This is a genomic window from Micromonospora sp. WMMA1923 (assembly GCF_049179195.1).
GTDB lineage: Bacteria > Actinomycetota > Actinomycetes > Mycobacteriales > Micromonosporaceae > Micromonospora > Micromonospora yangpuensis.
The window spans coordinates 1,426,797-1,450,644 of record NZ_JBMHLZ010000001.1; the positions used below are offsets into that span (position 1 = coordinate 1,426,797).

22 protein-coding genes are annotated in these 23,848 nt (G+C 73.3%); 16 read left to right on the forward strand and 6 right to left on the reverse strand.

The features are described 5' to 3' along the window. The first annotated feature begins 249 nt into the window (after nt 1–249). Entirely contained in the window at nt 250–846 is a 597-nt protein-coding gene (locus ACN28G_RS06475; RefSeq protein WP_091436167.1) for a TetR/AcrR family transcriptional regulator, read from the forward strand. Nucleotides 847–883: 37 nt separating this feature from the next. On the opposite strand, the gene lhgO is transcribed toward ACN28G_RS06475, so the two are convergent. Then, nucleotides 884–2,080, reverse strand: a complete 1,197-nt coding sequence (lhgO, locus tag ACN28G_RS06480) for an L-2-hydroxyglutarate oxidase (RefSeq protein ID WP_091436169.1) — start codon at nt 2,078–2,080, stop codon at nt 884–886. A 134-nt stretch (nt 2,081–2,214) separates the two neighbouring features. On the opposite strand from lhgO, the gene ACN28G_RS06485 reads away from it, so the two are divergent. The 9 genes from ACN28G_RS06485 to ACN28G_RS06525 all read left to right on the forward strand — a co-directional run bounded on the left by ACN28G_RS06485 (nt 2,215) and on the right by ACN28G_RS06525 (nt 10,846). Continuing rightward, entirely contained in the window at nt 2,215–3,354 is a 1,140-nt protein-coding gene (locus ACN28G_RS06485; RefSeq protein ID WP_421478687.1) for a DegT/DnrJ/EryC1/StrS family aminotransferase, read from the forward strand. 26 nt (nt 3,355–3,380) lie between these two features. After that, entirely contained in the window at nt 3,381–4,313 is a 933-nt protein-coding gene (locus ACN28G_RS06490; protein WP_091436175.1) for an NAD-dependent epimerase/dehydratase family protein, read from the forward strand. After that, nucleotides 4,310–4,771 carry a DapH/DapD/GlmU-related protein gene (locus tag ACN28G_RS06495; RefSeq protein WP_421478688.1) on the forward strand — a complete coding sequence of 154 codons (462 nt, stop codon included), beginning with the start codon at nt 4,310–4,312 and terminating at the stop codon, nt 4,769–4,771. The genes ACN28G_RS06490 and ACN28G_RS06495 overlap by 4 nt, the downstream gene beginning before the upstream one ends. A gap of 19 nt (nt 4,772–4,790) precedes the next feature. Further along, nucleotides 4,791–5,978 carry a glycosyltransferase family 4 protein gene (locus ACN28G_RS06500; RefSeq protein ID WP_091436177.1) on the forward strand — a complete coding sequence of 396 codons (1,188 nt, stop codon included), beginning with the start codon at nt 4,791–4,793 and terminating at the stop codon, nt 5,976–5,978. 148 nt (nt 5,979–6,126) lie between these two features. After that, nucleotides 6,127–6,366, forward strand: coding sequence for an acyl carrier protein (locus ACN28G_RS06505; RefSeq protein ID WP_091436180.1), 240 nt, complete (start codon nt 6,127–6,129; stop codon nt 6,364–6,366). Next, on the forward strand, nt 6,359–7,114 hold the full coding sequence (locus tag ACN28G_RS06510; protein WP_421478689.1) for an SDR family NAD(P)-dependent oxidoreductase: 756 nt from the start codon (nt 6,359–6,361) through the stop codon (nt 7,112–7,114). The genes ACN28G_RS06505 and ACN28G_RS06510 overlap by 8 nt, the downstream gene beginning before the upstream one ends. Next, nucleotides 7,111–8,532 (forward strand): AMP-binding protein, encoded by a 1,422-nt coding sequence (locus tag ACN28G_RS06515; protein ID WP_421478690.1) that lies wholly within the window; start codon nt 7,111–7,113, stop codon nt 8,530–8,532. Before ACN28G_RS06510 ends, ACN28G_RS06515 begins: the two co-directional genes overlap by 4 nt. Beyond that, nucleotides 8,529–9,575, forward strand: a complete 1,047-nt coding sequence (locus ACN28G_RS06520) for an acyl-protein synthetase (RefSeq protein WP_091436188.1) — start codon at nt 8,529–8,531, stop codon at nt 9,573–9,575. Before ACN28G_RS06515 ends, ACN28G_RS06520 begins: the two co-directional genes overlap by 4 nt. Next, entirely contained in the window at nt 9,572–10,846 is a 1,275-nt protein-coding gene (locus ACN28G_RS06525) for an acyl-CoA reductase (protein WP_421478691.1), read from the forward strand. Before ACN28G_RS06520 ends, ACN28G_RS06525 begins: the two co-directional genes overlap by 4 nt. 60 nt (nt 10,847–10,906) lie before the next feature. Here ACN28G_RS06525 and ACN28G_RS06530 read toward each other — a convergent pair whose 3' ends face one another. Beyond that, nucleotides 10,907–11,971 (reverse strand): lysylphosphatidylglycerol synthase transmembrane domain-containing protein, encoded by a 1,065-nt coding sequence (locus tag ACN28G_RS06530; protein ID WP_091436192.1) that lies wholly within the window; start codon nt 11,969–11,971, stop codon nt 10,907–10,909. A 202-nt stretch (nt 11,972–12,173) separates the two neighbouring features. On the opposite strand from ACN28G_RS06530, the gene ACN28G_RS06535 reads away from it, so the two are divergent. From ACN28G_RS06535 to ACN28G_RS06550, 4 genes are all read left to right on the forward strand, one after another. Then, nucleotides 12,174–13,274, forward strand: a complete 1,101-nt coding sequence (locus ACN28G_RS06535) for a DegT/DnrJ/EryC1/StrS family aminotransferase (protein WP_091436194.1) — start codon at nt 12,174–12,176, stop codon at nt 13,272–13,274. Beyond that, complete coding sequence (locus ACN28G_RS06540; RefSeq protein WP_421478692.1) at nt 13,271–14,242, forward strand: Gfo/Idh/MocA family protein; 972 nt, start codon at nt 13,271–13,273, stop codon at nt 14,240–14,242. The genes ACN28G_RS06535 and ACN28G_RS06540 overlap by 4 nt, the downstream gene beginning before the upstream one ends. Before the next feature lie 58 nt (nt 14,243–14,300). After that, complete coding sequence (locus ACN28G_RS06545; RefSeq protein WP_421478693.1) at nt 14,301–16,460, forward strand: DUF6077 domain-containing protein; 2,160 nt, start codon at nt 14,301–14,303, stop codon at nt 16,458–16,460. 215 nt (nt 16,461–16,675) lie between these two features. Next, a complete protein-coding gene (locus ACN28G_RS06550) occupies nt 16,676–18,439 on the forward strand; it encodes a CDP-glycerol glycerophosphotransferase family protein (RefSeq protein ID WP_421478694.1) in 1,764 nt (587 codons plus the stop codon). A 108-nt stretch (nt 18,440–18,547) separates the two neighbouring features. Here ACN28G_RS06550 and ACN28G_RS06555 read toward each other — a convergent pair whose 3' ends face one another. Further along, nucleotides 18,548–19,090 carry an acyltransferase gene (locus ACN28G_RS06555; protein ID WP_091436203.1) on the reverse strand — a complete coding sequence of 181 codons (543 nt, stop codon included), beginning with the start codon at nt 19,088–19,090 and terminating at the stop codon, nt 18,548–18,550. Between the two features lie 211 nt (nt 19,091–19,301). On the opposite strand from ACN28G_RS06555, the gene ACN28G_RS06560 reads away from it, so the two are divergent. Continuing rightward, nucleotides 19,302–19,958 (forward strand): response regulator transcription factor, encoded by a 657-nt coding sequence (locus ACN28G_RS06560; protein WP_091436205.1) that lies wholly within the window; start codon nt 19,302–19,304, stop codon nt 19,956–19,958. Between the two features lie 9 nt (nt 19,959–19,967). Next, nucleotides 19,968–21,338: a sensor histidine kinase gene (locus ACN28G_RS06565; protein ID WP_091436208.1), complete on the forward strand. Its 1,371-nt coding sequence runs from the start codon at nt 19,968–19,970 to the stop codon at nt 21,336–21,338. Nucleotides 21,339–21,367: 29 nt separating this feature from the next. Here ACN28G_RS06565 and ACN28G_RS06570 read toward each other — a convergent pair whose 3' ends face one another. The 3 genes from ACN28G_RS06570 to ACN28G_RS06580 are packed head-to-tail and all read right to left on the reverse strand — an operon-like array spanning nt 21,368 to nt 23,754. Next, a complete protein-coding gene (locus tag ACN28G_RS06570; protein WP_421478695.1) occupies nt 21,368–22,000 on the reverse strand; it encodes an NAD(P)-dependent oxidoreductase in 633 nt (210 codons plus the stop codon). 26 nt (nt 22,001–22,026) lie between these two features. Then, the gene (locus ACN28G_RS06575; protein WP_268239681.1) at nt 22,027–22,977 is read right to left on the reverse strand and encodes a TAXI family TRAP transporter solute-binding subunit; all 951 of its coding nucleotides are present in this window, start codon (nt 22,975–22,977) and stop codon (nt 22,027–22,029) included. Between the two features lie 60 nt (nt 22,978–23,037). Further along, nucleotides 23,038–23,754, reverse strand: coding sequence for a hypothetical protein (locus tag ACN28G_RS06580; RefSeq protein ID WP_421478696.1), 717 nt, complete (start codon nt 23,752–23,754; stop codon nt 23,038–23,040). Nucleotides 23,755–23,848 lie beyond the last annotated feature (94 nt).

Consider the following 23,848-nt stretch of genomic DNA (forward strand, 5'->3'; position numbering starts at 1 on the left):
GGGGCGCTCCGATCTTTTGTGCCGACGGGGTGCGCGTGACGACGGGGTGCGCGTGACGGAGTCGGCGTGACCGGTACGTGCGGCGTCGCCCCTTCGCTGCGTGGACGGTAGTCGAATTTACGTCGGGACGCAACCGTACCGTCGTTGCGCTACATTGGGTGGCGTGACAGGTGAGAAGAGCAGACGGTGACCAGGCCGGAGGAGGCGCAGGTGACGACCGGTAAGCGCCGCACGCCGGCGGGCGCGGCGGTGCTGCGCGACGACATCACCGCGGCCATCCGGCGCGCGTTGACGCAGGAGTTGGCCGCGGTCGGCTACGGCCGGCTCTCGATCGAGGCGGTGGCCCGCCGGGCCGGGGTCAGCAAGACCGCCATCTACCGCCGGTGGAGTTCCAAGCTGGAGCTGGTCCTGGAGATCGTCTCGGCGTCGGCCGGGCGCAAACTGCCGACCCTGGACACCGGCAGCCTCCGGGGCGACCTCCAGCTGCTCTTCGCCGCCGTGGTGCACGCCCTGCGGCATCCGCTGGCCGCCCAGATCATCCCGGACCTGCTCGCCGAGGCCGCCCGCAACCCGCAGATCGACCAGACCCTGCAGCAGGTCCTGCGGGCCCGGCAGCAGGAGATCGGCGGACGCCTGGTCGAGCGGGCGGTACGCCGCGGCGAGCTGCCCCCGCAGACCGATCCGGACGCGGCGGTGGACCTGATCGCCGGCCCGCTCTACTGGCGGCTGGCCATCGCCCGCACCCCGCTGACCGAGGCGTACCTGGAGACCCTGGTCGAGACGGTGGCCACCGGCCTCGGCGCGCGGCGGGCGCTGCCCCGCCAGGGCGGCACCGGCACCGACTGACCGCCCACGTCCGATCCGCACCGGTGCCGCCGCCGGCCTAGCGGGCCGGGGCAACTGGCAGCCGGGAGACGATGTGCCGGGCGATCTCCAGCGAGCTGGTCGCCGCGGGCGAGGGCGCGTTGAGCACGTGCACCTGCCGCCCGGTCTCGACGATCAGGAAGTCGTCCACCAGCGTGCCGTCCGGGCGGATCGCCTGGGCGCGTACCCCGGCGCCGGCCCGGACGATGTCCGCCCCGGTCAACTCGGGTACCAGCCGGGCCAGACTCGCCGCGAAGCGCCGACGCGACAGCGACCGGGCCACCTCGGTCAGGCCGTACCGGTAGTGCTTGCGGCCCAGCGCCCACAACCCCCGGTAGGACACCTCGTCGAGGACGTCACGCGGACTGATCCGTCCCCAGGAGTACCCCTCCCGGGAGGTGGCCAGCACCGCGTTCGGTCCGGCGTGCACGCTGCCGTCGATCATCTTCGTCAGGTGCACGCCGAGGAACGGGAACTGCGGGTCCGGCACCGGGTAGATCAGCCCCCGGACCAGCTCCCGCCGACCCGGGGTCAGCTCGTAGTACTCGCCCCGGAACGGCACGATCCGCACCGGGGTGGGCACCCCGGCCAGCCGGGAGATCCGGTCGGCGTGCAGGCCGGCGCAGTTGATCAGCACGTCGGCGGGCACCTCGCCCCGGGTGGTCTGCACCACCACCCGGTCGCCCCGGTCGACCACCCCGGTCACCTCGGTGCCGGTGCGCAGGTCCGCCCCGCCGGCGGCGAGCAGCTCGGCGAGCTTGCGGCAGACCGCGCCGAAGTCGACGATGCCGGTCGAGGTCACGTGCAGCGCGGCGACGGCGGCCACGTGCGGCTCGTACTCCCTCGCCTCGGCCGCGTCGATCAGGCGGACCGGCAGGCCGTTGGCCAGCGCCCGCTGGTGCAGCGCGTGCAGGCGGGGCAGCTCGGCCTCGGCAGTGGCCACGATCAACTTGCCGCAGATGTCGTACGACAGGTCGTGCGCGGCGCAGAACTCCACCATCGAGGCGCTGCCCGCCCGGCACAGGGTGGCCTTCAGGCTGCCCGGCGGGTAGTAGACCCCGGCGTGGATCACCCCGGAGTTGTGCCCGGTCTGGTGGGCGGCCCAGCCGGGCTCCTTCTCCAGCACGGTGACCTGGTCGCCGGGCCGGTCGGTGAGCAGCCGGTGCGCCACGGCGAGGCCGACGATCCCGCCGCCGACGACCACGTACCTCGTCATCACTGAACCCCCTGCGCGCCGGCGCCGTCGTCGGCGCCGCGAGCGATGGTAGCCAATCGACCCGGCGTGCCCGATTCGCGCCCGAGCCCCGGGATTGGCCTACACTGCTGCGGGTCCATCTTCACGGGAGTCACATGTCTGACGTCATCGCCCTCGGTCAGCCCACGGTCGGCGAGGCCGAACTCGCCGCCATCGCCGAGGTCTTCGCCTCCGGATGGCTGGCGGGCGCCGGGCCCACCTGCCGCCGGTTCGAGGAGCGCTTCGCCACCGTGGCCGGCACCGGGCACGCCCTGGCCACCGCCAACTGCGGCTCCGCCCTGCACCTGGCGCTGCTGACCCTCGGGGTGGAGGCCGGCGACGAGGTCATCGTCGGCGACTACACCTTCCCGGCCACCGGACACTCGGTGCTCTGGGCCGGTGGCAAGCCGGTCTTCGCCGACGTGCGGCCGGACACCTGGACGGTCGACCCGGCGGCGGTCGAGGCGGCGGTGACCCCCCGCACCGTCGGCATCATCGCGGTCGACGCGTTCGGCCAGCCGGCCGACTACGACGAGTTGCGGGCCATCGCCGACCGGCACGGGCTCTTCCTGGTCGAGGACGCCGCCTGCGCCGCCGGGGCCAGCTACCGGGGCCGGCCGGCCGGCAGCCTGGCCGACGTGGCCACGTTCAGCTTCCACGGCCGCAAGGGCATCACCGCCGGTGAGGGCGGGGCGTACGTCACCGACCGGGACGACCTGGCCGCGCACGCCCGCAAGCTGCACACCTACGGGGTCGAGGGGGCGCTCACCCGGGCCGAGCTGTCCCACCTGCCGATCCCGAGCTTCACCGAGCTGGGCTACAACTACCGGCTCTCCGACATCTCCGCCGCGATCATGCTGGCCCAGCTCGACCGGCTGCCGGACCTGCTGGCCGCCAAGCGGCGCAGTGCGGCCCGCTACGGTGAGCTGCTCAAGGACCACGAGCTGATCACCACGCCGTACCAGGCGCCCGACCGCGAGCACCCCTGGCAGTCGTACGTGGTCACCCTGGACCCGGCGGTGGACCGGGGCGCGGTGGCGCTGGCGCTGCGTCAACGGGGCGTACAGTGCACCTTCGGCACCTACGCCTCCCACCTGCAGCCGCTGTACGGCCAGAGCGCGCCCTGCCCGGTCTCGGCGGACCTGTTCGCCCGGCACCTGGCCATCCCGATGCACGCCAACCTCACCGACGCACAGGTCGAGACCGTCGCGGCGACCCTGGTGGACGTCGTCGACGCCACCGCCGCCGGTCGTTGATCCCCCCAGGAAGGACACTGTCCGACATGTCGAAGCAGACCGTCTTCATCACCGGCGGCGCGGGCTTCATCGGCCTGCACGTGGTGCCGATGCTGTTGGAGAAGGGCTACCGGGTCCGGATCTTCGACAACATGTTCCGCGGCGACCGGGACAAGGTCGCCGAGCTGGTGGCCACCGGTGACGTGGAGCTGATCGACCAGGACGTCCGCTACGGCGGCGCGGTGCACGCGGCGATGAAGGGCTGCGAGTACGTGATCCACCTCGCCGCGGTGTCGATCAACAAGAGCCAGGCCGACCCGTACGAGTCGGTCGACATCAACATCGTCGGCAACCACAACGTCTTCGCCGCCGCCGCCGACCACGGCGTCAAGCGGGTGGTCTACGCCTCGTCGGCCTCGGTCTACGGCGACCCGCAGAAGCTGCCGATGCACGAGGACGACCGGCTCGACCCGCTCACCCCGTACTGCATCGCCAAGCGGGCCGGCGAGGACCTGCTCGGCTTCTACCAGCGCAGCAAGGGCCTGAACTGGATCGCGCTGCGGTTCTTCAACGTCTACGGCCCCGGCCAGAAGCCGACCGCCTACTACACCTCGGTGATCAACCACTTCGTCAAGCGGTTGAAGACCGGCCAGCCGCCGGTGATCGACGGCAAGGGCGAGCAGTCGATGGACTTCATCCACGTGCACGACATCGCCCGCTCGGTGGTGGCCGCGCTGGAGGCCGAGCAGGGCAACGTGCCGGTCAACATCGGCACCGGGTTGGACACCTCGGTCGCCAGCCTCGCCGAGATCCTGATCAAGGCGGTCGGGGTGGACGTCGAGCCGCAGTTCAACCCGCGTGAGGTGCTGGTCAGCCGGCGGGCGGCGGACATCACCCGGGCCCGCGAGGTGCTCGGCTGGGAGCCGACCATCGCCGTCGAGGACGGCATGACCGACCTGATCAAGACCGAGGTCGTGTGACCCGGGAATCCACCGTCGGCGGTCCGCCAACCGGCGGGCTGCCGGCGAACCCGTACAATCCCCTGGCCTGGATCATCGGGGAGCCGGTGATCGGCGCCGGGACGTGGATCGGCGCGTTCACCGTCATCGACGGCTCCGGTGGGCTCACCATCGGCGCCGGCTGTGACATCAGTTGCGGCGCGCAGATCTACACCCACTCCACGGCCCGGCGGTGTGTCTCCGGCCGGGCGTACCCCTCGGTCGACCGGGCGCCGGTGTCGATCGGCGACCGCGTCTTCATCGGCGCGAACGCCACCGTGATGATGGGCGTCACCGTGGGTGACGGTGCGGTCGTCGGCGCCGGGGCCGTGGTCACCCGGGACGTGCCGGCGGGCGCGGTCGTGGCCGGGGCGCCGGCCCGGGTCGTCTCCACCGTCGAGACCGACGGCGGCGACGTCCGGTTCGTACCCGTGTCGTAGAGCTAGGAGTACCCCTCCCGTGCGTATCGCAGTGGTCAACAACTTCTTCCCGCCACGCGCGGGGGGAAGCTCACACCTGTCCGAGTCGTTGGCCCGGGGCTACGCCGCCGCCGGGCACGAGGTGCTGGTGCTCACCGCCGCCTACCAGGACGCACCGGCGGTCGAGGAACGCGACGGCCTGCGGATCGTCCGGTTGCCGGCGTTCATGTTGCCGCAGACCCGGCTGGCGGTGAGTTTCGACATCTCGTTCACCACCCGGCCGAGTGTGCTGCGTCGGGTCCGTCGGCTGCTCGACGACTTCCGGCCCGACGTCATCCACCAGCACGGTCAGTTCTTCGACCTGACCTGGGTGACCTCGCTCTACGCCCGCAAGCGCGGGGTGCCGGTCCTGCTGTCGGTGCACACCCGGTTGGAGAATCCGGCGGCCCGCTACGCGAAGGTGTTCCGGGGGCTGGACGCCACCATGGTCAAGCCGTTCATGTGGCGCTCCCGGCCCCGGGTGGTGGTGATGGACGTGCTCATGCAGGAGTACATCGAGTCCCGTTACCGGGGCGCGTACGCCGGGCTGGCGCCGATCCCGGTCGGGGTCGACCCGGACTGGGTGCTCGGTGGCAACGGTCAGCGGGTCCGGGACCGGCACGACCTGGGTGCCTCGCCGGTGATCCTCTCGGTGGGGCACGTGATCCCGCTGCGCGACCGGGTCGCCCTGGTGGAGGCCCTACCCGAGGTGCTCGCCGCCGTCCCCGACGCCAAGCTGTTGATCTGCGGACAGGTCTACTACGACGTGTTCGCGCAGCGGGCCCGCGCCCTCGGGGTGGAGCACGCCGTCATCGCCGCCGGCAAGGTGGCCAAGAGCGAGATTCCCGACTACCTGGCCGCGGCCACCGTCGAGTCCCACGAGCAGGGCATCGGCCTGGGCACGGCCACCCTGGAGGCGATGGCCGCCGGGGTACCGGTGGTGGCACCGGCCCGGCCGGACAACTTCCCCGGTGTCGAGCTGGTCGACGGCGAGAACGTGCTGCTCTGCCCACCCGGTGACGGCCACGGGCTGGCGGCCCGGCTGGTCCGCGCGCTCACCGATCCCGCCCTGGCCAAGCAGGTGGGCGTCAACGGTCAGGCGCTCATCCGGGCCCACTTCAGCCTGGAGCGGGTGCTCCAGCGGCACCTCGCGGTGCTCACCGAGATGGCGGCGGCCCGAGTGCGCTGACCCTCCGACGACTCCCGATGGCCCCGGTTCCCACCGGGGCCATCGTCGTCTCCGGCTGCTCGTTCGCCGTTCACCCCCCGGACAGTCGCGCGCCGTAGCGTGGCCCGGCGATCCAGCTGAGCCGACGAGCAACGGAGAAGCCCTCACCATGACCCGCACCGACCGGCTGCGTGCCGTCTTCGTCGACGCCCTCGAACTGCCGGAGGGCACCGACGTCGAAAACCTCAAGTACCGCGACATCGAGCAGTGGGACTCCCTCGGGCACATGACCCTGGTCGCCGCGATCGAGGACGAGTTCGGTGTCCAGTTGGAGACCGACCAGGTCATCGACCTGAGCAGCTTCAAGGTCGCGCTGGACCTGCTGCGGGGTCTCGGCGTCGATGAGTGAGCTGGCCGGCCGGGTCGCGTTGGTGACCGGCGGCACCCGGGGGATCGGGCTGGCCACCGCCCGGGCGTTGGCCGAGGCGGGCGCGACGGTGGTGCTCACCGGCCGCGACGCCGCCCGCGCCGAGGCGGTCGCCAAGGAGTTCGGCGGCCACGGTCTCGGCCTCGACGTCGGCGACTTCGACGCCGTCGGCGCGGTGGTCCGGCAGGTCACCGCCGACCACGGTGGCCTGGACGTGCTGGTCGCCAACGCCGGGATCATGGAGAACGGGCTGCTCGGCATGCTGCGCGCCGACGCGGTCCGGCGCACCCTGGAGGTCAACGTCGCCGGTACGGTCGCCGCCGTCCAGGCCGCCGCCCGCGCGATGGCCCGAAAACGGCAGGCGGCCGACGGTACGCCCCGCCGGGGCGGTGCCATCGTGGTGCTGGCCTCGGTGGTCGGCACCCACGGCGCGGCCGGCCAGTCGGTCTACGCCGCGTCCAAGGCGGCCCTGGTCGCGTTGGCCCGCTCGGCGGCCAAGGAGCTGGGACCCCGGGGCATCCGGGTCAACGCGGTGGCCCCCGGCGTGATCCGTACCGACCTCACCGCGTCCCTGCCGGCCGAGGTGCTCGACGGGCAGGCCGCCGCCGCGGCGCTGGGCCGGCTGGGCGAGCCCGCCGAGGTCGCCGAGGTGATCCGCTTCCTGGTCGGCGACGGGGCCCGGTACGTCACCGGCCAGGTGCTCGGGGTCGACGGCGGGCTGGTGCCATGAGGCTGGTCGCCGCGTCGGCCCGGCTGATCGACGCCGCCTCCGGCGCCACCCTCGGCGGCGACGAGCTGGCCGACCGGTTGGCCGGGGTGGCCGCCGCCTACGCCGCGTTGCCGCCCGGGGTGGTCTTCGCCCGCAGCGGCCTCACCGTCGACTCGGTGCTGCGCTACGCCGGCGCGGTCGACGCCGCCCGCCCGGTCGCCCTGCTCGACCCGGCGCTGGACCCGGCCGTGTTTGCCGACTTCGTCGTCCGCTTCGAGCCGGTCGCGGTGGTCGGGCTGGCCGAGGGGGGCGCCGGTGCCGGGACCGGGGAGCGCCCCAAGGGGTACCGGGAGGTCACCGACGCGGTGCTCGGCCCGATCTGGGTACGCGAGAGCGCCCCGGTCACCGGCTGCCATCCCGATCTCGCCGTCCTGCTGGCCACCTCCGGCTCGACCGGGGACCCGAAGTTCGTCCGGCTCTCCCGGACCGCCGTGCTGGCCAACGCCGCCGCCATCGGCACAGCGCTCGACCTGGGCCCGGACGAGATCGCACCGACCAACCTGCCGCTGTACTACAGCTTCGGCCTGTCGGTCCTCAACAGTCACCTGGCCGCCGGCGCGGCCGTGCTGGTGGTCGACGGCGGGGTGCTGGCCCGGGAGTTCTGGCAGGCCGTGGCGACGCACGGGGCGACCTCGCTGGCCGGGGTGCCCTACCACTACGAGATGCTGCACCGGATCCGGTGGAGTCCGGCGACGTACCCGTCGGTGCGGACCCTGACCCAGGCCGGCGGCCGGCTGCGCGACGAGCTGGTCCTGGCCTTCCACGAGCGGATCACCGCCACCGGCGGGCGGTTCCACGTGATGTGGGGCTGCACCGAGGCGGCACCCCGGATGAGCACCCTGCCGGCCGACGCGCTGCCCGCCCGGGTCGGCTCGGTCGGCCCCGCCCTGGCCGGCGGCTCGTTCACCGTGCGCACCGCCGACGGCACCGAGACGACCACTCCCGGCGTGGACGGCGAGCTGGTCTACCGTGGACCGAACGTCATGCTGGGCTACGCCGAACACGCCGCCGACCTGGCTCGGGGCGACGAGAACGGCGGGGTGCTGCGCACCGGTGACCTCGGGCACCTCGACGCCGACGGCTTCGTCTGGCTGCGGGGCCGGCTGGCCCGGTTCGGCAAGGTCTTCGGCGTCCGGGTCAACCTGCACGACATCGAGGAGCTGGTCGCCGACCGCGGGCCGCTGGTCGCGGTCTCCGGCCCGGACCGGGTGGTGCTCTTCGTCGAGGGCATCGACGCCGACGGGGCCCGGAGCATCGCCGGACGGCTGGCCGAGCGGCTGCGGACGCACCGCAGCGGGTTCGACGTCCGTGCCGTCGACCGCCTGCCCCAGCTGCCCAACGGCAAGATCGACTATCGAGCGCTGGAGGCGCGGGTATGACGCTGTTCACCCTGCCGCAGGCCGACCGGGAGGCGCGGCTGCTCCCGGAGCTGGTCGAGCTCACCGAGCACCACCGCGCCCACAGCCCGGAGTACGCCCGGCTGCTGGCCGCCCTGGGACACCCGCCGGGCCGACGCTACGACCGGGTCGCCGACCTACCCTGGCTGCCGGTCCGGCTGTTCAAGCACCACCTGCTCAAGAGCATTCCCGACGACGAGGTGTTCAAGGTGCTCACCTCCTCGGGCACCAGCGGCGAGGTCAGCCGGATCCACCTCGACAAGGACGCCGCGTCGGTGCAGCAGCGGATGCTCAGCGCCACCATGCGGACCGTGATCGGGGCGCAGCGACTGCCGATGCTGCTGGTCGACACCCGGGCGCTCTTCGCCAACCGGCGCTCCTTCTCCGCCCGGGGCGCGGGCGTGCTGGGCATGATGAACTTCGGCCGTCAGCACACCTTCGTCCTCGACGAGCAGGACCAGCCGGACCTGGCCGCGGTCCGGGCCTTCCTCGACAGGCACGGCGACCAACCGTTCCTGATCTTCGGTTTCACCTTCATGACCTGGCTCTACCTCTACGAACTGGCCAAGGAACACCGGCTCGACCTGAGCAACGGCATCCTGATCCACAGTGGTGGCTGGAAGAAGCTGGCCGACCGGGCGGTCGACAACGCCGAGTTCCGCCGTCGGTTCACCGCCGACACCGGGCTGAGCCGGATCCACAACTTCTACGGCATGGTCGAGCAGATCGGGTTGACCTTCCTGGAGGGCCCGGACGGCGGCGGGCTCTACTGCCCGGACTTCTCCGACGTCATCGTCCGGGACCCGCAGACCTGGCAGGAGGTGCCGGTCGGCACCCCCGGCGTGGTGCAGGTGATCAGCACCCTGCCCCGGTCGTACCCGGGTCACCTGCTGCTCACCGAGGACCGGGCGGTGGTGCACGGCGTCGACGACGGGGTGTGGCCGGGCAAGCGGTTCGAGATCCTGGGCCGGCTGCCGCGCGCCGAGGCCCGCGGTTGCAGCGACACCTTCGCGGCGGCGGCATGAGCACGGTGACCGGCGGCAGCCGGGAGGCCGTGGTCGAGCCGGCGGTGACCGGACGATTCCCGGCCGGCGGCCGGACCACCGTCGCCGACCTGCTGACCGGGCTACGGGCGACGCCTGTCGACGGACCGCTGACCGTCGGCGACGAGCGGGTGGTCGAGTTCCTGGTGGCCTTCGCCCGCCGGCTGCTGCGGCCGGCGGTGGCCCGCCGGCAGCCGGAACTGGCCTCCCTCGGCTTCTTCCTGCGCCGGGGCGAGATCGGCCGGGCGCTCACCGCCGTCGGCGACGAGCCCGGTCGACTGCGGTTCCCGCGCGGACTGGTCTTCCACGTGCCGCCGGCCAACGTCGACACCATCTTCGTCTACTCGTGGGCGCTGGCGGCGCTGGCCGGCAACGCCAACGTGGTACGGATCTCCTCCCGGTCGGCCGGCGCGGCGGACGCCGTCCTGGACGCGCTGAACGACACCCTGACCGAGGCGCACCCGGCGGTGCGGCAGACCCAGCGGATGGTGACCTACGGGCGGGACGACGCGGTGACCGCCGCCCTGTCGGCCGCCGCGGACCTGCGGGTGATCTGGGGTGGCGACCGTTCGGTCACCGAACTCCGCCGGCACCCGCTCGCCCCGCACGCCCGGGACGTCACCTTCCCGGACCGGTCGTCGTTCAGCGTTCTCAGCGTCGCCGGCTGGCTGGCCGCCACCTCCGCCGACCGCGACGGCGCGGCACTGGGCCTCTACAACGACGCGTACTGGTTCGACCAGGCCGCCTGTTCCTCGCCCCGGGCGGTCTACTGGGTAGGTGACCCGGCCGACAGCGACACCGCCCGGGCCGACCTGCTCACCCGGCTGCGCAGGGTGCTGGACGCCCGACGCCCGGAGATCGACGCCGCGATGGCGGTGGAGAAACGGGTGGCCACCTACGGGTTGGCGATCACCGGCGCCGCGACCGGTGTCCGGTTCCACGGCAACGACCTGGCCACGGTGGAGCTCGCCGACCCCGGTGACCTGCCGCGCCGCTGGCTCGGCGTCGGCACCTTCCCGCAGGCCCGGGTCGACGCGCTGGCCGACCTCGCCCCGGTGGTGGTCCGGCGGGACCAGACCGTCACCCACTTCGGCTTCGACGCGGCGGAGCTGACCGCCTTCGCCCGTACCGTCGCCGGCCGTGGGATCGACCGGCTGGTGCCCATCGGTGCCGCGTTGACCTTCGCCGCGACCTGGGACGGCTACGACCTGATGCGGGAGTTCACCAGGCTCACCACGCTCACCACCGGCTGAGCGGTCGCCCGGTACCGGCCTCGCCGCCGGGTGGGTCTGCGGTGCCGGCGGGCGGCCGGGTCAGGCGTTCGTGGTCGGCGAGGTGGCGACCACGTCGGGCGTGCTGCCGCGCAGTTGCCGCAGCCCGGAGAGGGCGGCGATGCCGGCGGCGAGCACGTCGGCGATGGTGAAGATCAGCCGGGAGGCCAGGGCGATGCCCATCGCCGCGCCCACCCCGCCGTGGTCGAGCAGGAACGGGGCCAGGGCGGCGACCAGCACCGCCTCCCGGACGCCGAGCCCGGAGGGGGAGAGGAAGGCGAACATGCCGACCGTCATCGCGATCGCGAACGCGCCCACCGACCGCAGCAGCCCCTCGAAGCCCGGCGCGGCCTGCGCGTTGGCCAGCAGCCAGAGGTGCACCCCGAACAGGCTGTAGCCCAGCGCGCTCCAGCCGATCACCCGGAGTACCCCCGGCCAGGTCAACCGGTGGGTCAGCGGTGGCCGGCGGAGCAGTCGCAGGGCGAGCTGCACCAGCGCGGTCAGCACCCGGGGCACCGCACAGAGCAGGGCGATCGGGAAGAGCACCGCCACGATCCAGAGCGCCACCCGCACCGAGTCGGCGTACGTCGAGTCGGAGCCGACCGCCTCCCGCAGCGACGGCAGCCCCACCACGCCGAGGCCGAGCGCGGCGGTCACCCCGAGCCCGAGCGCGATCAGCGAGGCCAGGAACGCCCGGGGCCGGGGCAGCCCGGCGCGTCGGCTCAGCTCGATCTGCAACACGTACGCCCAGACGCTGCCCGGGATGTACTTGCCGAGCTGACCCACCAGGCAGATCCGCAGGGCCGCGCCGACGGAGACCCGGTGCTCCAGATCGGCCACCGCGGCCCGCCAGGCCATCGTGTTGGCCACCATGCCGAGCAGCGCGGCGAGCACCGACAGCGTCACCGACGACCAGGCCAGGCCGAGCCAGGTGGCCCGGACCTGGGGCCACTGGTCGACGACGCTCCAGGTCATCCCCGCCACGATGGCGACGATAACCACCACCCGTACGGCCACGTTGAGCCAGCGCCGCCGCCCACCGGCCGCCGCGGACGGATCCGTCTCCGGTGCCTCGTCGACCGTACGGCGGGCTGCGGTTTCTACCACGGGTTAGTGCCTCCGTGTCGCATTTCACCCGCTGTGTGGGGGTGGGAAGGACCAAGCAAGGGATCACCCTAGCCCAGCCATCGACCGCGCGCGTACCCACCGCACCCCGAGGTGTCCTGCGCGCGACGGCCCTGTTTCGTTCTGGATTCCGCCGCTGTTAACGTCCGTGGGTGCTGCCACCGGACCCCGAGGAGAGTCATCCGTGATCCCGATATCCGTCGTCAAGCTCGACGAGGCGGCCGAAGAGCTGGCGGTCGAGGTGATCCGTTCCGGTCGGCTGGCCCAGGGCCCGATGGTGGCCCGGCTGGAGCAGGAGTTCGCCGCGCTGGTCGGTGCCGAGCACGCGGTGGCGGTCAACAACGGCACGACCGCGTTGGTCGCCGCCCTCGAGGTCTGTGACCTGCGCCCCGGTGACGAGGTGGTGACCAGCCCCTTCACCTTCGTCGCCACCCTCAACGCGATCCTCGAAGCGGGTGCCACCGCCCGCTTCGCCGACATCCGCGACGACGACTTCTGCCTGGACCCCGAGGCGCTCGCCGCCGCCGTCGGCCCGCGTACCCGGGTCGTCCTGCCGGTGCACCTGTACGGCCAGCCGGCCGACATGGCGGCGATCGTGCCGGTCGTCCAGCGGCACGGGCTCGGCCTGGTCGAGGACACCGCCCAGTCGCTGGGTGCCACCGTCGACGGGCGCGGCGCGGGCAGTTTCGGTCTCGGCACGTTCTCCCTCTACGCCACCAAGAACCTCACCACGGGTGAGGGTGGGATGATCACCACCAACGACGCGACGCTCGCCGACCGGCTCCGGGTGCTGCGCAACCAGGGCATGCGCCAGCGCTACCAGTACGAGGTCGCCGGGCACAACTACCGGCTGACCGACCTGCAGGCGGCGCTCGGCATCCCCCAGCTGGCCGGTTACGGCGCGAACGTCAAGCGGCGCAAGGACAACGCCGCCCAGCTCTCCGCCGGCCTGGCCGACCTGCCCGGCCTGCGGCTGCCGACCGAGCGGCCGGGTCGCTCCCACGTCTGGCACCAGTACACCGTGCTGGTCACCGCCGACGCCGCGGTCTCCCGGGACGAGCTGGTCGCCAAGCTGACCGAGCAGGGGGTCGGCTGTGGCGTCTACTACCCCCGGACCGTCTACGACTACGACTGCTACCGGGAACACCCCCGGGTGGTCGCCGACCCGGCGCCGGTGGCCGAGCGGGTGGCCCGGCAGTGCCTGTCGCTGCCGGTGCACCACCACCTCACCGACGACGAGGTGCAGCGGGTGGTCGAGGCGGTCCGGACGGCGGTGGGCGGGTGAGCGCCCCGGTCCGGTTCGCGCTGGTGGGCACGGGCACGATGGGGTCGCTGCACGCCCGGGTGATCTCCCAGTCGCCCCGGGCCCGGCTGGTCCGGGTCGTCGAGCCCCGGGAGGAGACCGGTCGCCAGATCGCCGACCGGTACGGCGCGCAGTGGGCGCCGGAGCTGGGTGACCTGGCCGACGTGGACGCCGTCGTGGTCGCCGCCCCCACCGAGTACCACCACGGACTGGCCGAGCGGGTCCTCGCCGCCGACAAGCCGCTGCTGATCGAGAAGCCGGTCTGCGGCAGCCTCGCCGAGACCGAGGAGGTCGTGGCGCAGGCCGAGAAGCGCGGCGTGCCGCTGCTCTGCGGCCTGCTGGAGCGCTTCAACCCGGCGGTGCTGACCGCGCTGGCGTTGGCCCACCGGCCGGTGCACCTGAGCGTGGCCCGGCACTCGCCGTACGCGCCCCGGATCCGTACCGGGGTCGCCTGGGACCTGCTCGTGCACGACGTCGACCTGGCGATCCAGGTCTTCGGCGGGGCCGCCCCCACGGTGGTCCGGGGGTCGCTCGGCTACTTCCATCCCGACTCGGTGGCCGGTGCCGAGGACGTCGCCGAGGCGGTGCTGACCTTCGACGGCGGCGCGCTGGCCAACGTCTCCGCCAGTCGGATCGGTCAGCGCAAGGTCCGTACACTGGTGGTCAGCGAGGTGGACCGGCTGATCGAGGCTGACCTGATCCGCAAGGACGTCACGATCTACCGGCACGTCTCGCTGGACGCGGCCACGCCGGACGGCCGGGGTTACCGGCAGCAGAGCATCATCGAGGTGCCGGAGCTGGTGTCGAACCGGGAGCCGTTGGCCGCCCAGCTCGACCACTTCCTCGACATCCTCGCCGGACGGCTGGACGCCGACGCCGAACGGCAACGGATCCTGCCGGCGCACCGTACGGTCGCCAGCGTGATCGAGGACAACCCGCCGCAGCGCTGAGGCGTTCTCCCGGCAGGGCCACCACCAACTCTCATCAGGGCCACCCCAAGGACGTTCTGTGTCGAAGGTCGGAAGTTCCGTCGTGATCGAGGTCGAGCCGACCCCGGTGGTCGTGCCGGCCGCGCCGGTGCCACCGCGTACCGGGATGCTCGAACGGATCCGCCGGTTCGTCGCGGCGGTGCCGCGCCGGCTCACCGACGCCGCGGTGGTGGCCTTCGCCCTCTACACCGTGCTGTACCACGCGGCGTTCCTGTTCCGGTGGGCTCCCTCGGTGACCTTCCTGGTCTGGCTCGGTGGCTGCGGGGTGCTCGCCGTCCTGCGGCTGGGCGTGGCCGTCCAGCGGGCCCGGACCGCCCGCCACCGACCGGTCGCCGCCCCGACCCCGACCACCACCACCACCGACGCCGCCGGGGCGACACCGGCCACCGCCGCCGACGCCGGGGCGGTCCCGGCGGACTCTCCGGTACCCGGCAGCGCCCGGTCCGGCCCGAGGTGGTGGTGGATGCTGGCCGCGGCGGCGGTCGGGGTGGCGGCGGCGGTCACCGCGAGCCAGGGCGGGGCCATGCCGTGGTGGGTGCCCGCGTCGCTCGGCGTGCTCGCCTCGGTCGCGGTGGCGCTGCTGGCCCGGCGTACCTGGTTCACCGCCGACGCCGACACCCCGACCGCGACCGCTTGGCAGACCTGGTACGTCCTGCTGGTCTCCGCCGGGGTGGCCGTCTCCTCGCTGTACGGGGCGCGCAACACCCCCGACGACGTCTTCTACCTCGGCAAGTCGGTGTGGGTGGCCGAGCGGGACAGCGTCCCGCTGCGGGACTTCCTCTTCACCGAGGAGATCATGCCGCCGCTGAGCACCCAGCCGCCGATCGCCTCCATCGAGGTCTTCGCCGGCTCGCTCGGCCGCTTCTTCGGCCTGCACGCGGCCACCGCCACCTGGTACGTCCTGCTGCCGGCACTGGCCGTGCTGGCGATCATCGCGCTGTGGCGCCTGGTGCACCGGTGGGCCCCCCGGCGGCCGGTGCTGGCCTTCACCGTCGCGGTCGCCTACCTCTACCTGGTGGCCGGCGGCGACGCCGCGCTGGGCACCTTCCACCTGCCCCGGCTCTACGAGGGCAAGGGGATGTTCGTCTCCGCCGCCGTACCGCTGATGTGGGTCTACCTGACCGACTGGTTCGAGTCGCGGTCGAAGTGGCGGCTCTTCCTGATCTTCGCGCTGTCGGTGGTCTCGATCGGGCTCACCTCCACCTCGGCGATCATCCTGCCGATCCTGGTCGGTGCGGCGGCGCTGGCGATGGCCCTGGTCGGGCGGTGGTGGCAGGCGGTGGCCACGTTCGCCGTGGCGCTGGTCTACCCGATCGGGGCGGTGGTGGTCACCCGGCTGGTGCTCGGCCCGGTCACCGAGGTCGGCGGGACCACCCAGTTCTTCGACGGTGAGGGCACCTACCGCCGGACCCTGCTGATCGGGACGCTGGGCGTGATCGGCGGGCTGGCCCTGTGGTGCGCGCCGCTGCTGCTGCGCCGGCGGGCGCCCCGGCTGCTCGCCGCGGGCGCGGCGGTGACCATGAGCGTGCTCTTCGTGCCGGGGGTGCTGGAGTTCCTCGGCTCGGTCACCGGGGTCTCGGCGGTGCTCTGGCGGGTGCCCTGGATCCTCGCCCTACCGGGTCTGGTCGGCATCCTCTGCACCCTGCACCCACCCCGGTTCGACTGGCTCGGTCGGCTGCTCGGCGCGCTGGTGGCCGCCGCGCTGGTCGCGTCGTTCAGCCTCTACGGCACGCCGATGTGGGACCGGGACAGCTACGTCGAGACCCATCCCCGGCCGGTCTGGAAGATGCCGCAGGACCGGCAGGGCCGGATCGAGTGGATCCACGGGCTGGACCGCCCGCCGGGCCTGCTGCTGGCACCCAGCACGCTGATGCGGATCGCGCCGATCATCAGCAGCCGGATGCGGGTCGTGCTGCCCCGCGACGGTTACCTGATCGAGTACGACTGGTCGTCGGAGTTCGCGCAGGACCGGCTGCGGCTCGCCGCGCTCGCCGACGGCACGGAGGTCGCGCCCCTGCCCGACATCGAGGCGGCGATCGACCGGCTGGAGGTGGGCACGATCTGCCTCTACTTCGGCAACCGGGCCGGCCGTCGGGCCGTCGAGCGACTCGGCTTCGAGGTGTTCGCCGAGCGGGAGAACCCGACCGGCTCGATGCGGTGTCTGCGCCGTACCGGCTGACCCGGCGCGGGGGTGGACGGCCGGGTCCGACGGGTCCGGCCGTGGGTGCCACGACGCTCGATACCCGAACGGCGACCCGCGTCGGCTTCGCGTTAAGGTCGTGTGCAGTCAGGCCGATAACGCCCAAACGTCGCCGGTTCTCACCGGCCGCGCGCAGCGGTCCCTTCCCACTCGTCCGGCCCGGCTCGTCGTCGATCTCGTAGGGAGAACCATCCTTGTTCGGCACGTTACTCCAGCGACTCGGGGTCCCCGCCCGCGGTGCGCTGCTGCTGCTGTGCTATCTGACCATGCTCGTCGCGGCCGTGTTCGGTGGGACCTGGGTCTTCGCCGTCGCCGGGCTGGCCGCGGTCGCCGGTGAGTTCGCCATCGAGCGCTGGTCCGCCCCGGCGCGGGTGCTGCTGGACAAGGTCGGCCTCGGCCGGCTCTACCGGCAACTCGCCCGGGACCTGGCGGTGGTCCTGCTGGTGGTGACCACGGTGCGCCCGGGTCTGGGGCAGCTCACCGCGGTCCTGCTGCTGCTGGCGGGGGTCTGGGGGACCGGGGTCTTCGCCGGGGCCTTCTCCCGCATGATCAACCGGCGTAACCCGGTCTCCGCGCTGGTCCGCAACATCGATCTCGGTCACATCACCGAGGCCCCACGTCCGCCGGCCTGGACCACGGCGCTGATGGGCAGCCAGATGGCCCAGCTGAACATCCTGCTCATCCCGGCCGTGGCCGTCGCCGCGTACCTCGGCGACGTGCTGCCGGTGCTGGTGGCCGGGGTGCTGGCCGCCGCGGTGGCCGCCGTGGTGGGGCTGCTCGTCGTGGTCACCTGGCTGCGCGGGCGGGGTCAGGGCACCGGCAAGAGCTCCGTGCTGGCCGCGGTGCAGGGCTGGCTGGACAGCTACCAGCCACAGGTGGCGCTCTACTTCGCCGGTCCGGCCAAGGACGTCTACCAGGCCAACATGTGGCTGGCCCCGACCGAGGCGCTCGACCAGCGCGGGGTCGTGCTGATGCGCAGCAAGGAGGCCTTCACCGAGCTGGCCGACACCCGGCTCCCGGTGATCTGCGTACCGGCCAGTGTGGACTTCATGAACCTCGAACTGGGCAGCGTGCGGGCGGCGATGTACGCGGCCAACGTGGGCGCGAACATCCACATGCTGCGCGAGCCGGGCATGAAGCACGTCTTCGTCGGCCACGGCGACAGCGACAAGCAGGCGAGCGTCAACCCGTACAGCAAGGTGTACGACGAGGTGTGGGTCGCCGGTCTGGCCGGACGGGAGCGGTACGCCCGCGCCGGGGTCGGGGTGCTGGACGCCGACATCGTCGAGATCGGCCGGCCGCAGCTCGCCGGGGTGCACACCTTCGGTGCCCAGTCGGTCGACCGGCCGTTCACCGTGCTGTACGCGCCGACCTGGGAGGGGTGGCTGGACGACGACCCCTACCACACCTCGGTGGTGCTGATGGGTGAGCGGATCGTGAAGAGCCTGCTGAAGGCGCAGCCGGGCGTCCGGTTGATCTACAAGCCGCACCCGCTGACCGGGGCCCGCTCCAAGGAGGCCAAGGCGGTGCACGACCGGATCGTGGCCCGCATCGGCGCGGCCGGCGGGGACGTCAACTCGACCAGTCTGGACGGACCCGGCCACCGGGTGGTGACCGGTCGGGTGCCGGGGCTGTTCGATTGTTTCAACCAGACCGACCTGATGATCAGCGACATCTCCAGCGTGGTCTCCGACTTCGTGCAGAGCCAGCGGCCGTACGTGGTGGCCAACCCGAGCGGGTTGCCGGAGGACGAGTTCCGGCGGCAGTTTCCCACCTCGCGCGGGGCGTACCTGCTCTCGGTGGACTGCGGCGAGCTGGCGAAGATCCTCACCCTCACCCGGGCCGGCGACGACCCGATGACCGAGGCCCGTCGGGAGCTGAAGACCTACCTGCTCGGCCCGGACGAGCCGAACTCGATGGAGCGCTTCCGGCAGGAGATCACCCGGCTCTGCTACTGACCGGCGTCGGTTCGACGGACGGGGGACGGCGACACGCCGTCCCCCGTGCCACGTCCGGCCACCGGAGACCGGCACCCGCCGCCGGGGCCGGGCCCGACAGCGGCCGGGTCAGCCGCGCCGGGGTGGGGTGTCGACGTCCCGGGAGACCACCTCGCCGCGCTCGTCCACCCAGCCCTTCGGCCGCGCCGGATTGCCGGCGACCAACTGGTACGGCGCGACGTCGCGGGTCACCACCGAACCGGCCGCGATCATGGCGTACTCGCCCACCTCGATGCCGCAGACCAGGGTGGCGTTGGCGCCGATCGAGGCGCCCCGACGGACCACCGTCGGGGTGATCTTCCAGTCCGGGTTCTGCGCGCGGGGGCGGAAGTCGTTGGTGAAGACCGCGCAGGGGCCGACGAAGACCTCGTCCTCCAGGGTCACCCCCTGGTAGACGGAGACATTGTTCTGGATCTTGACGAGGTCGCCGACGCGCACCCCGGCGTCGACGTACACGTTGCGGCCGATCACGCAGCCGGCACCGATCCGGGCGGTGGACCGGACGTGGGCCAGGTGCCAGACCTTGCTGCCCTCGCCGACCTGGGCGCCGGCTTCGACGTCGGCGCTGGGGTGCACGAAGACCGCGGGCGGCCGGGATTCAGTGTCAGTCACTCTCAACTCACCAGGATTCGCAGGTCGCGGGGGTACGCCGGACCGGCCGCCACCCGCACGGGACAGGCTGCGCCACGCGCACCCGGTACCGCGGGAGGTCACCGGCTGGGCGCGGGCTCGGCGTAGCATAGCGACCCCGTCGCCCCGGCCGCCGCGTCCCGTTGGACCGGTGCCATCATGCCGGGGCGACCGGTGCGACGAAGGGGGCGGGGTGCGGATCCTGCTGGTGGAGGACGACCGCCGGGTGGCGGCGGCCCTGTCGTCGGCGCTTACCCGCCGGGGGTACGAGGTCGAGCGGGCCGCCACCGTCGCCGCCGCCCTCTCGGCCGCCCCGTGCGACCTGGTGCTGCTGGACCTGAACCTGCCCGACGGCGACGGCGTGGACCTCTGTCGTGAGCTGCGTCGGCGCAGCAACCAGTTGGGCATCATCGCGGTCACCGCCCGGGGCGAGGAACGGGACCGGGTGCTCGGGCTGCGGTTGGGCGCCGACGACTACGTGGTCAAGCCGTTCTCGATGGTGGAGCTGCAGGCCCGCATCGAGGCGCTGCTGCGCCGGACCGCGCACACCCGGCCACAGCGGGACCGGATCGAGGCCGGGCCGCTGCGCCTGGACGTGGCGGGCCGGACGGTCACCGTCGACGACCGGGAGGTCGCCCTGACCCGCAAGGAGTTCGACATCCTGCTCTCCATCGCCCGGCAGCCGGGCGTGGCGGTGTCGCGCGACCGGATCCTGCTCGACGTCTGGGGCACCACCTTCGCCGACCGGCACACCGTCGAGGTGCACGTGGCGTCGTTGCGCGGCAAGCTCGGCGAGCCGGGGCTGGTGGAGACCGTGCGTGGGGTCGGCTACCGGCTCCGCGCCGGGTGAGGTGCCCCGGTGCGTCGTCGGCTGGTGATCAGCTACCTGCTGCTGATGGTGCTGGTGCTGCTGGCCCTGGAGACCCCGCTCGCGCTCACCCTGGCCAGCCGGGAGACCGACCGGGTACGCGCCGACCGGCTCGCCGACGCGACCCGGTTCGCCTCGCTGGCCGGCCCGGCACTGCGCGACGGGGCCACCGGACCGCTCGGCGGTGAACTCGCCAGCTACGACGAGCTGTACGGCATCGGCGCGGCCGTGGTCGACCGGGACCGCCGTACCGTGGTGGCCTCGGCGAGTTGGCGCGCCGGGGCGGGCACGGCACCGGCCCTGGACACCGCCCTGTCCGGGTTGCAGGTGAGCGAACCGGACTCGGTCTGGCCCTGGACGGACACCCCGGTGGTGGTGGCGGTGCCGATCAACGACGGCGGTGAGGTGCTCGGCGCGGTGGTCATCACCACCCCGTCGGACCGGATCGGCCGCAGCGTCGCCGCCTGGTGGGCGTTGCTGGCCGGGATCGGGGTGCTCGTCGTGGTGGCCTGCGTGCTGCTGGCCTTCGGGCTGGCCGGCTGGGTGTTGCGGCCGGTCACCGAGCTGGACGCGGTGACCCACGAGATCGCCGAGGGGGACCGGGGCGCCCGGGTGCAGCACCGGCTCGGCCCGCCCGAGCTGCGCCGCCTCGCGGTCAGCTTCAACGACATGGCCGACGTGGTCTCCGACGTGATGGACCGGCAACGGGCCTTCGTGGCCCACGCCAGCCACCAGCTGCGTAACCCGTTGACCGCGCTGCGGTTACGGGTGGAGGAACTCGGCCCGAGCCTGCCCGACGAGGACGGGCGGGCCGAGCACCAGCTGGCCCTGGAGGAGACCGACCGGCTGGCCCAGGTGCTCGACGCGCTGCTCACCCTGGCCCGCGCGGAGCGTACCGAGAACGAACGGGTCACCGTCGAGGCCGCCGCCGTCGCCGCGTCCCGGGTCACCGCCTGGGAGCCGCTGGCCCGGCACCGGTCGGTCACCCTGCGCCTGGTGACCGCCGACGCGCCGGCGTACGCCCGGACCGTGCCGACCGCCGTCGACCAGACCCTGGACGCGTTGATCGACAACGCGGTGAAGTTCAGCGGCGCCGGCGCCGAGGTGACGGTGACCGTCCGGCGCACCGCCGGTGGGGTGGCGGTGGCGGTCCGCGACACCGGCCCGGGGATGACGGCCAGCCAGCTCGGCCAGGCCACCGAGCGGTTCTGGCGGGCCCCGCAGGTGCAGAACGTCGACGGGGCCGGCCTCGGGCTGACCATCGTCGCGGTCCTGGTCGACGCCTCCGACGGCCGGCTGACCATGCGCCCCGCCGAGCCCCGCGGGCTGCTCGCCGAGGTCTGGTTCCCGGCGGGTGACTGACCGGGGCAGGACGGTTCAGTAGCCCAGGTTCAGTAGCCCACCGCGAGGGTGTGGCCGACGGTGGCGGGGTCGTCCAGGGTGGCGAGCAGGGCGTGGGCCAGGTCGGCGCGGGAGAGCGCGGTGCCGCCGCGCACGTTGCGGTCCAGCGCGGTGCGGTAGCGCCGGTGCCCGCCCCGGGTCAGCCGGGGCGGGCGCACGATCGTCCAGTCCAGGCCGCTGCCGGAGACGACCTGCTCGGCCCGGGTGAAGTCGGCGAAGGTGTCGCGCAGGAACAGCCGCAGCAGCGGCTTGTAGACACCCCGGGTCAGCGGGCCGTCGCCCTCGTCGACCACCGGCCCGGCGGCGGTGACCACGACCAGCCGGCGGGCGCCGGCGGCGCGCATCGCGGTGCTGATCGCCCGGGCCCCGTCGGCGCAGACGGTGGTGTCGGTGCGGGCCCGGGCCCCGAGGGTGGAGACGACCGCGTCGGCACCGGTCACGCTGGCGGAGATGGCGTCCGGATCCATGCTGTCGGCGATCACCGTGGTCAGTCCGGGCCGGTCGGCGTCGGGCAGCCGGGCCGGGTCGCGGACCACGGCGGTGACCCGGTGGCCGGCGTCGAGGGCGAGACGTACCAGGTGCCGGCCGGTGCCGCCGGTCGCGCCGAAGACGGTGATGCGCAAGACGCCCTCCTGAGGTCGGTCGGTGGTCAGGGCTTGTTCTCCCGGTACCAGGTGGCCGCGCCGGGGTGCAGCGGCAGCGGCGTGGTGGCGATCGCCGAGCGGGGGTTCATCCGACCGGCGGCCGGGTGCGCGGCGGCGAGTTCGGCCCGCCGCTGCATCAGCAGCCGGGTCACCTCGCGGACCAGTGGCTGCGGCAGGCTGCCCCGCACGATCAGGTAGTTCGGGTTGGCCACCGTGGTCACCGGCTCCATGCCGTACACCGAGCTGGGGATGTCCCGCAGCACGTAGACCTGGGGGTAGTTGCGGCGCAGCGGCTCGACCCACTCGCCGAGGTCGACCACGCGGGTGGCGGTGCCGGCGGCCAGTTGCTCGACGGCGCGTACCGGCAGGCCGCCGGAGAAGAAGAACGCGTCGATCTGGCCGGTCCGCAGGGCGTCGACCGACTCGTCCAGGCTCAGCGGTCGCCGGTCGACCGCGTCGTCGCTGAGGCCGGCGACGGTCAGCAGGCGGGTCGCGGTGATCTCCGTACCGGAGCCGGGCGCGCCCACCGAGACCCGTCGGCCGCGCAGGTCGGCCAGGGTGCGTACCGGGCCGGCGGCGGTGGTGACCAGGTGCAGCAGGTCGTCGTAGACCCGGGCCACGGCGACCACCTCGGGATCGGCGGCCGGGCCGGTCTCCAGCACGTCGGCCTGGGTGAAGCCCAGCTCCGCCTCGCCCCGGCCGACCAGCCGGACGTTCGCGGCCGAGGCGGCGGTGACCACCACGCTGGCCCGTACCTCGGGCAGTTCACGGTTGAGGATGGTGGCCAGGGACTGGCCGAAGGCGTGGTAGACGGCGGTCGGGCTGCCGGTGGCGATCCGGATCGGCACCGGTTCGCCGGGTTTCTCCCGGCAGCCGACCAGGCCGGCGGGCAGCATCAGCAGCACCACCAGCCCGGCGGTGTACCGCCGCCCGCGCGCAGACCAGCGACCGTTCACGGGCTGCACTGTGCGCCGTGGACGGCACGTACCGCAACCCGAGAACCAGTCGGGATGTGGTCAGCCGGTCGGCCGACCGGCGGGGTGAGCTGGGCCGGTCGGTCGACCGGTGGGGTCGACCGAGCCGGCGGGCAGTGTGGTGTGGGCCAGGATGCGGTCCCGGTCGGGGCCGTCGGCGACGCTGACCACGAAACAGCCGGCACCCGGGCGCAGCAGGGCCGGCACGTCCAGCAGCGCGGCGCTGCGGATCAGCACCGCGGCCAGGTCCCGGTCGGCCAGCCGGACCCCGAGGATGTGCCGGCGGACGTGCCGGCCACCGGCCAGCAGGGCCGAGCGCCACGCCGCCCCGGCCAGCCGGGACCGCCCGGTCCGGCGGGTGTTCGACGCGCCGGGTGCCGGCCCGCCCAGCAACTCCCGGCGGCCCTGGTGCCAGCCGGCCGCCAACAGCGTCAGGTACCGGTGGCGGTGCCCGTCGGGCACCCACAACCGGTGCAGCTCGTAGCGGCGGCGCAGGCCACCGACGGCGACCTCGTGGCGTACCGGCACGTCGAGCCGGTCGAGCAGCTGCCACATCCGGTGCGCCGCCTCCTGCCGGTTGAACTCCGCCGGCCCGGTCGGGCGCGGCTCGGCGCAGCGGCGGCGGCCGGGGTCCACCGGCGCGGGCGCACAGCGCAGCAGGCAGGCTGCCTCGAACGCGTCGACCAGGGTCGGCCAGGCCAGCGGCGGAGGCGGCACCGGCGGGCGGAACCGGTCGAGCAGGATGGATTCGCGGGCCACGCGGGCACTCCTTGTCGACAAGGGGAGTTCCCTCACGGTGGCAAACCGGCGGCCCGGAGGGTACCGGTCCGGGCCAGCCTTGAGGAAAACTTGC